The following is a 10,721-nucleotide window of genomic DNA, read 5'->3' on the forward strand; positions in this document are numbered from 1 at the left end:
TTTGTAAAAACCAAAAAATTTCATAAATGTAAAACCACCTCAACAACATTGAGGTGTTATTATGTCTAATTAACCCTTCTTTCCACTTTCAGTGCCCCAGTTCATTTCTTTTGTTTAGAATCTTCACAAGAATTAATTTCATACCTAAAATTAATGCAATTTTCAAAACGTTTTGTTTTTTTTATAATTCTTCTATAAGCTCTTCTATAAGATGTATAATACATCCATATACATATACATATATATAATGATTTCATATGTATTTCGAAATCATTAATAATAACTTGCATGAGTTGAGTTATTTTTATGTTTATTTTAATGTGTATATATTTATATTTAATTAAAACAATTAACAGGAGACTTCATTTATGAAGAAAAAAAATATATTTACGCTTTTAAGCGCTACCCTTTCTTCATCTATACTTTTAATTTCTTCAGTTCCTATCTATATGGGTAAAGATACTAATGATACTAAATATGACAGTTTCTTTTATGAAGATACTGACATTTATTCTAATACAAGATATAGTCAATATGGTTCATATGACAATGGAAACGGGTATCAATTCTATGGATATAAAGGAACTCAAAATTTAGTAACTATTGGTGATCCATCAGTAACTGATAATAGAAATCCTAATTTCTTAAATACAAATTATTTTGACAGATTTACTAAAAGAGGTAATTGGGTTGATGATAAATCATTAAATGGTAGACGTAGAAAATGAAAATTAATTTTTCATAAAGATCAACCAGCTAATTTTAGAGAAAACAGATACTTAGGTGGTTTTTATTTTTCTCAAGACATGATTTTAGCGGATAATTCATTCGTTAAATTTTCATTTTATCCAGCTGATATTAATGTTATTGATTATGCAAATGTTTCAACAAAAGAAATTCCGGTTTCATGAACTAAATTACCAACCAATAAAAGTGATTACACTTTTATTAATCCGCTTTATTCTCAAAATCCTTACTTTGAAGATAAGTGACAAAACATTGTTAACTGAGTAAATCCAGAAAATACTTCTACAGCTGGAGCAGCCGGATATAACAATAATAGCGAAATTAGATTAAGAGGATTGTGAACTAATTCTGCCTACCCTTGAACAGCAGAAGAACAAGCAACTGCTGAAAAAAATGGTTTAACTCGTGATAGCCGCTCAAATATTGCTAATAGATTAATTAACGACCAAGTTACTACCCTTGGAAAAGGAACACCTGGTTTCTATCATAAATCTATTAAAAAAATTAATAAATTTGAAAATGGTGAAGTAGCAAGACAATTAATAAATGATGGCTTGTATGATGAAGATTTATTAAATAATGAAGGTATTGGTTTTTGAAATTTATTAGAAAAAAATGCTGGATATATGTTTAGTTTTTTCATTGATGCACCAAATGCTAGAAATAGGGGGTGATCAAACAACGTTGTAGTTGTTGAATTTGAAACAGTTGATAATCCTAATTTTAAATGAAATGGCAACACTTCTGTTCCAACCTTTTTAGGTGGAGCTTACACTCTTTTTGATGTTGGATTTAACTCTGGTTTTGAAGGTGAATCTGGATTTATCATAAGAAGTGAAAAAACTAAATCAACTGAATACAAATTTAGAATCAAAGAAACAGTTAATTCATCTGAAGCTAACATATATTTACCTAAATCATTTAAAAGAAGAGAAGATGATGAAATTGATAATAAATTGTATGAAGTAGGTCTTTATTACACTAATAAAGATGGAACAGAAATTAAATTACTTGATTTAGATAGAACAAAATACAATAACATAAATAATGCAAGAGAATATTATAGTGAATACACTTTAAATTCACCACTTAATAATATTGATCCAAGCACTTTCAAAATTAAAGCAAAAATTAAAGACACTAATTTCCAAAATCAATGAAATATTGCAGAAGCAAAACTTGCTAACACAACTAAAGATTCTCAAGGTTTTTATGTTTTTAATGATTTAGCCTATACTCCTCTTATTACTGATAGATTAAGAATTGAACAAATGTTACAAACAGATTTCCCTAATTTATCAGGTTGAGTTAGTGAATTAGTTCAAAAATTTATTAATAATGAATTTAAAAATAAGGGTGAAAATAAGAATGAAAGTGATGTTTGATTTGATGATTATAACAACACAAGTACCCCAGATGATCAAAAATATGTGCACAGATTCATTAGATTATTAAGAACAATGGTTCCTATGATTCAATTCGCTTCAGAAGTTGATCAAACTTATTATTCTGATACTAATAAAGCATTATCTAACGTTGAAGATAAATTAATTTCTCAATTAAATTTTGCTTATTCTTCAACTCAAAATTTAAAAGATAAGGTAGAGGAACTTCACAATTATTTATCTACTGGAAAAAATGCCTTAAAAAATGATCAGCCTCTCCCACAAGGGCAAAAAACTGCTACTGAATGAGGTATTAAATTAATTAATATTTTGGGTCGTGATCATCAAACCTATGATCAAGAAGTGGCGAAATTAGATGGATACAAAGTTGCTAATGACAAAACAATTAGTGGTAAGATTAATGATCTTGCAACTAGTGAGTTTAGTCAAAATTATCCTGAAGCATACCAAAGTTTAACCCAAGCTGAAAAAGATAATTTAGTTAAATTATTTAAAGAAAAAGCAATTGACATTATCAATAATCAGTTTAAATTAACTGCAACTAATAGTGGTATTGATAACTTAATTGAAACAAATTCAAATACCAATTTAGAAACATTGAAGCAATTCCAAGCAGAAGTTGCTGAAGCAATTCAGAAACGTAAATATTTAAATGATTATGTAACTTGAATTAACAATAATTTAAAAAATGCCGATGGAAATTGAAAAGAAACTGTTTCTGAAAATACTCTAAGTTCTCATGAAGATGGTGAAAAACACAATAAATTTATTGACGCTTTTGACAATGCAGAATACCAAAAAATCTTTTTAAATGATCCAAGTAAAGGCTTTTTAACTGATTATGTTAAGTTTAACAACTTCAAAACTAAATTGGATAATGGACTTAATTTATTAACTGAAAGTTTAAATGCTTTAGATGGTAACAAAAATCAAGCTAAAAAAGCTGTTGATTCATTTATTTTTGTTGAAAGTACTGAAACTGAAAGACAAGAATTTGCTGCTTTATTAGAAAGATTACAAAATAACTATGAAAGTAATAATGGAGCAGTTAAAGACGCTGTTTGAAGCACAAATAATAGTAAATTAGCAGAACAAATTAATAAAATTTTTGCTAAAGCTAAAACTAATTCAATTGCTAAATTAAATGAATTAACTAATTTAACTGAAACTGATAAGACAGAATTTTCAAAATTAATCAATGAAGCAGAACTAAATCCAATAAGTGAAGAATTTACTCAATTTGGTAATGATGCAAATTTAAAACTAATTTATGATAAAGCAGCATTAATTGATCATATTCGTTCATTAACTAATTTAACTGCTAAGCAAAAACAAGGTTTAATTGATCAAATAAATATTGCAGATAGTAATGATAGTAATTATGTAAATCGTAAAAATTATGAAACATTTAAAACAAATGCAACTAATTTAAATACACAAATGAAAGCATTAAAAGATTACTATGATGGATTACCTGATTCACTTAAACCAAATAATAATGGCGAAATTACTGATGAACTTTACGCTTATGAAAAAACTCAAAGCGAAAAAGATAAGTACAAACAATTTATTGAGCAAACCAAAGCAGTAATTGATGATTCTGCTACTAAAACAATTACTGATAGCACAGAAATTGAAACTTTATTAAGAGATCTTGAAGATGCCAAATCTAAATTAGATGGTTCTAGTTCATATTTACCAAGACAAAATGAATTAAAACACATGACAGTTGAATTAAAACAACAATTGTTAAAAGAAATTGATAATACAATTACTAATGAAAGTGATAAAGAAGCTCAATTCACAAAAGTTAAAGCCTTAGACCTAGCAATTGGTAAAGAAATAGAAAAAATTAACCAATGACAAACTAATGATGTGGCAGATACTAATGTTGGTTATAAAAATGCTATTGATTCACTCAAAAATGCTGCCGATAGTTTAACTACCAAGTTAACTACTGCATTTAACTTAAAATTAGCAGATGGTAACCAAAATAAAGATAAATTCAATCAAGTTGAACAAACAGATCCAAATAATTACAGTGGACTTTATGATAAAGCATTAAAAGAATTTAAAGCTTTAAAAGAAGAATTAAGTAAACTTAAATCTAAACTTGATGAAAGTACTCGTTTATATAACTTAGCTATTAACCATACTAATAAAAAACCAGACTTATTTGCTACTAATGTAGCTAAAAACTATGCTACTGATAAAACTCCTTTTACTGTTGAAATTAATGACAATCAACCAGATGCTGTTATTCAAAATATACAAGTAGTTGCTGCTAATGATGTTGATGGTAAACTTGAAATTACTTATGAAATAGTTTCAACTAAAGCTAATTTAACTGATGTTAAAACTAAAGTAAAAACTTACACTTTTAAAGCAGATACTAATGATAATTATCAAACTGAAAAACAAAGATTAAATACTATTGCTAATAGTATTAATGAAGATTCAAGTAAAATTAATCTTAATTTTACAGCTGCAAATGAATTAGCCGATTCAACAACTGCTGCAACTAAAGCTAATTATTCATATTCAAATGCAACAAATGACAAATTAACTTTTGGTATCACAAACATTAATCCAGAATCTGATTATGGTAAAAGCGCTTTAAACTTCACTTTAACTTCAACTAAATCTAAAGAAGATTTATTCTGAAGAAGTGATAATGATTTAAAAAATATTACTTATACTGCTCCACAATCTGATACCAATAGTGTAACAATTACTGGATTTAAAAATGGTGAAAAAACTAGATTAGATGGCTTAAATGGTTATTCAATTGATAGAAGTGATAAATCTGAAATTTTAGCTTCTAAAGTTACAATAGAAGATTTAGATAGCAGTAAGTGAACTTGAAGTCCAGAAGCAGATGCTCAATATACCTTCGTTGATAAAAGAATTGTTGCTTATAACGATATTACTGGACAAATTAAATTAGGTTTCAAATTACAATCAACTAAAGAAAATCTTAAAACTATTAAATCAGAAGAAAAATTTGTAACTATTTCTGATTTTAAAACTGAATTAGATAGAATTAATGAGTTAATTAAAAATACTTCTCCTACTTCTGTAATTAGTCAAAAATCAGGAACAACAAACAACAAACCTTCTGATTTAACATCAGCTGATTTTGTTACTAATGTTCCAGATTCTCTTACTAATCAAAATGTTAAAATCGATTCTAATTTAACATTAAATTCAAACGATGATACAGGGGAAATTGGAGTAGCTTATACATTAATTTCAACTAGAGATAATTTAGTTTCAGATAATTGAGAACCTGCTGTTAATAATTCGGATCCTATTAAATCTAAACAATCTAACACTGCAAAGTTTTCAGGTTATTTAACTAATAATCTTGAAGAAATTAATCGTTTAAACGAATTAGAAGTTTCATATCAAAATAAAAATTCAGAATTAATGCCTTCTGAAATTTCTGCTACTAACATTAATAGTGCTTTAGCAGTTAATTTACCTGAAAACAGTGAAGCTAAAGTAGTTGATTTAACTGTTACTAATAAAGATGATCGAAGTGGAAATGTAACTATTTCATATAAATTAAGATCAACTAAAGCGAATTTAACTAACGCAGAAACTGCAGTTAAAACTTATACTTTTAAATCAGCAACTAATGATAAATATAAAACCGAGCAAGAAAGAATTGATGCTCTTAGTTATCAACCTACTTTAAGTGAAAACGCTAAATTAAATAAAACTGCTTCTGAAATAGAACCAAGTGATATTATTTTTGCTGCAAGTGAAAATGATCAAGCTTATGAAGTTGAAATTGTTTCAAATTCTATTAATGATAAAACTGGAGCATTTACCGTTGAATACAAGATTAAATCAAAAAGAACCAATTTAGACGATATTGTTTCTACTGAGGCAAGAACTGCTACTTTTAATACTTTAACTGAAAGTCAAAGATTAGACAAAGTAATCAATGACAAAACAATCACTAAAGAAATTACTTATGCTGGAGAAAAAGCTAAAAATAAAGTTTTAGCTTCAGAAGTAAAAAAAGAAATGTTGAGTCCAAACCAAACATTATTAAGTAATTCGAAAGCTAAAATCGCAATTACTGATGTAAAAGTAGATCCAAACAATAATCAACAAGTAATTGTTACTTATAATTTAACTTCTACTAAAGATAATTTAAGTGACGTTACTTCAAGTGTAACTAAAGAAATTACTATCGGTGGTTTCCAAAGCCCAATTGATAGAGAAAAAGAAATAATTGATGCTTACACCAATGATGAATTTGTTGGTTTAGGTGATGCAACTAAATTAGCTTCTGCTTTCAATGATGCTTCTAAGCATAATGAAATTAACTTAGCTTTCAAAACTCCAGATAATCACGCTAACGAAAGAATTAGCATCACTAATGTAATTGGTTATAATGATGTAATTGGGGCTTTAAAAGTTCAATTTAAAGTTATTAGTAACAAAAACGGTCAAGATGTAGTTTCAGAACCAAAAGAAATTATTATTAATAATTATTTAACTGAAAAAGGTAGATTAAATAATTTACGTCAAGAGATGTATAATCAAAATATTAATGTTGATTATCCACAAAAATCATTATCAATACCTTCAAAAGCAGTAGATGATAATGATGATTTAAGTAATTTCTACTATACTCAAAGCAATGAAAATAAAGCTGAATTAATTAATGTTTCTAAAGAAAGTGTAGATGATGCTGCAGGAACTGTTAATATTGAAGCCGAACTTAGATCAACCAAAACTCAAGCTGAATTAATTTCTAATTGAGAAGTTGATCCTAATGCTCCTTTTGTAACACCTGTTTCAGATAATACTGCCTTAGGTTCTATTAGTGTATCTGGTTTCAGAACTAAGGCAGAGCAAGATAAAATTGATCGTGAAGCAGAAAAAGAACGTTTAAATAATTTAACTGTTACATTAGATTATGACAAGAAAATTACAACCTTACCTTCAGATGCAGATATTAAAAAAGTAATTGCAACTATTAAAGAAACTAATCCAGAAGCTAGAGTTGTAATTGATAGTATTGATACAAGACACGAAATTGAAGGTTCTATTAGAATCCAATACCATTTAGTTTCTGAAAAAAGCGATGAAATTTATCAAGATGTAACTTCAGCTAATAAATACGCACAAATTAAAGGCTTTAAAACTGAGCAAATGCGTCTTGATGAAATTATCCAAAACTTAGCAATTGAAGCTGGAATTAAAAATATCGCAAGTGACAAATATAATAAATGAACGGCATCACAATTATCAAAAGACTTAATTTTAAATAAATTAGCAACTAATCAAGATACAAGCTATAACTTAAAAGTAGTAGAGAAATCAGCTAATGATAACACAGGTGAAATTAGTTATACTTGACAAATTATTTCTAATAGAGGTACAGTTCATTCACAAAACTTGGACACTGTAACTTCAAGCGACCAATATAACAAATCAGGTACTTTAAGTGGCTTTAAAACTTTAGCGCAAAAAGAAAAAGAAAGATTAGATTCTATTGATTTTAGTGACAAAGCTGAAAATGGTGTTCTTTATCGTATTGATTATCCAAATAAAGCAAATGAACAAGCTTCAAGTTTAACAAATGCAACCACTAATTGAACTTGAGATACTCTTAATAAAGATAATTATGAATTTATTAATCAAGAAATTGTTGGTTACAATGATTTAACTGGTGAAATTCGTTTAAGTTTCCAAATTAAATCAACTAAACCAGACTTTGATTCTGTAGTTTCTGATACTAAAGAAATTATTATTAGTGGATTTGAAACAGAATCTACTAGATTAAATAAATTAGTTGATACAAATCCATATAATATTTCATTAAATAACACCGTTAATAAAGCGACTCAAAAAGCTTCAACTTTAAATAAAGATGATTTTAGTGCTTCAATTAAAGAAAATGCCGACAATACAAGCGATCATAGCTCTGATTTACTTCTAACAGATGCAAATGATAATACGGGTGAAATTGGAGTTAAATACAAATTAATTTCAAATAGACAAGTAAATACTGATCAAACTGATTTGAAAAAATTAGTAAGCAATTGAAAAGAAACATTCAAAGAACAACAAGTAATTTCTAAAGAATCAACTCCTGTTAATTTTGCTGGCTTCTTAACAAATACTGAAGAAGAGAAAAGAAGAATTGAAGACTTCTTACCAAAAATTGTGCTTGATTTTACAAATCGTGATCAATACTTACCTCTTTATAATAAAAATGATGTAATTGATTCAAAAGTAATTGTTAAATTAAAGAATAATGAAACTTTAGAACAAATTCAAATTAAAGTTAAAGAAAATTCATTAACTATTACTGAACGTGATGATCGTGAAGGATATATCAAAGTAAGTTATACCTTGCAATCAACTAAACCAGGTTTAGAAGGTGCAGAAATTGTTGTTAATGAAACAAGAAGTGCTAATACTAATAAATTAAGCGGTTTCAAAACTGAATTACAAAGATTAGAAGGTTTAGTTTTTGATTTTAATAATAGTGTTAGTGGTAAAAATCAAAAACAAGCTTCAGATACTGAAATTACTATCGGTAATTTAAATGAAAATGACGTTAAAACCACAAATATTACAATTAGTAATAAAACTCGTGATGATAGAAATGGTACTTTAAGCGGTACTTATAGCATTTATTCAACAAGAGACGGTTTAAATGACATTCATGTTGATGATAAAGAATTCACTATTAACGGATTTTTAACTGAAAAAGAAAGAATTAATAATTTATTAGCAGATGATACAATTCAATCTCATGTTGAATATAAATTAGATAATCAAGCTGAAATTTTACCTTCAGAATTATTAGCTAATAAAGATGAAGTATTAAATAATTTAAGTACATATTTTGATATGAACTTAGATAATGAAGCGATTAATCAAGTTAATTTAAAAATTATTGAGTTAAGTGCTGATGATACCGATGGTTCAATTACCTTTAAATATAAAATTGCTTCAACTAAAGAAAACTTAACTGATATTGAATCAGAACAATCTAAAACTATTACTTTAAGTGGTTTCTTAACTGAATTAGACAAGCATAAAAAAGAAGCTAAGAAAACTATTAATGCATTACAAAACATCTCAGAAACACAAAAAGATGCTGCTAAAGCTAAAGTTGAAGAACAAAACACAATTGACAATGTAAATAACATTGTTACAAACACAACAGCAGTTGATGCTGCTCTAGGAACAATTAAAGACATTGCCCCAGTTAAAGAAAAAGTTCAATTCAAAGAAGCTGATGCAGACAAACAAAATGCATTAACTACAGCATTGGATAATTTAAATTCATTAGAAAGCAAAGAAGACTTTGAGAATGCTGTAGAAAACTTACAAGATAAAGTGCAAACTCTTAAAGATGCTCACAAAGCATTAAACGGAGATTCAAACTTAGCAAAAGCTAAAGCAGATGCTATTACTGCTATTGATAAGTTAAGTTACTTATCAAAAACACAAAAAGATACTGCCAAATCTGATATTAATGCTAAAGAAGCTATTGTAGATGTAAATAACATTGTAAACAATGCTACTTTAATGAATAATGCTAAAGAAGCTCTAGATAAAGCTTCTAAAGCACAAAAAACAATTGCTTACACAAAAGCTTCAGAACAACCAAAAGCTAACTTTGATGAAGCTAAAGCAGATGTAGAAGCAATTAAAGATATTACTAACTTTAATAAGCCAGTAGATAACATCGTTGATTTAACAAATAATTTAAACAACGCAACTGCTGCTCTTGATGGAAGTGAAAACTTAGATGCTGCTAAAGAAGAAGCTCTTAAAGAACTTGATAAACTTTCATACTTATCAGATTCAGAAAAATTCAAAGCTTCTGAAGCTATTAAAAACGCTACAGATGGTGAATCATTAGCAAAAGCTATCGAAGACGCTAAAGCTTTAAACAAAGCTATCTACGATAAAAAAGTAGATGAATTAAACGATTTAACGAACCAATACTTACAAAGTACATACGGAACAGATGTTTCAAACAAACATAGAGAAAATGTTGTTAAAGCAATTAATGAATTTAATTCAAAAGCATTCTCAGATACAAATGGAGAAGCTGCTATTGCTAAAGCTCAAAACTTACTTGATTTAGTTGATTCAATCACAACAAACAAATCAAGAAATAACTTTGAAGAATTAGCTGACGCTTCAGACCTTGCAAATATCGATACTTTAGCAAACGCTGTAATTAAACACAATTACTTTGAAACATCTACAAAAGCTAAGAAAAAACTTAACTCAACAGACCTTAAAAACATTAAACAATTAGTTTCTAAGGCTGGAGATATTGAGGGATTAAATGTGCTTACAACAGCTATTACTAAAGGATTAAAAGACAACTCACCAATCTTAATCTGACCATACTTTGTAGCTGCTTCAGTAGCAACTTGATTATTGGGAATGGCTATCTTTATATTTGGTAAGAAAAAATAATTGTTAAGTAATAATTAACAAGAAAATTAGTCAATTAATCAGTACCAAATTTGCTTGGTGCTGATTTTTTTGTACATTTTGTGCAATTAAACTAGG

Annotated in this window: 1 protein-coding gene; it reads left to right on the forward strand. The window is 27.5% G+C overall.

Features of this window, described 5'->3' with window-relative positions:
• Positions 1 to 368 precede the first annotated feature (368 nt).
• Positions 369 to 10,625: a lipoprotein 17-related variable surface protein gene (locus VBM90_RS00015; protein WP_323176369.1), complete on the forward strand. Its 10,257-nt coding sequence runs from the start codon at positions 369 to 371 to the stop codon at positions 10,623 to 10,625.
• The last annotated feature ends 96 nt before the right edge of the window (positions 10,626 to 10,721 follow it).

This window comes from Mycoplasma sp. 2704, assembly GCF_034863285.1.
GTDB lineage: Bacteria > Bacillota_I > Bacilli_A > Mycoplasmatales > Metamycoplasmataceae > Mycoplasmopsis.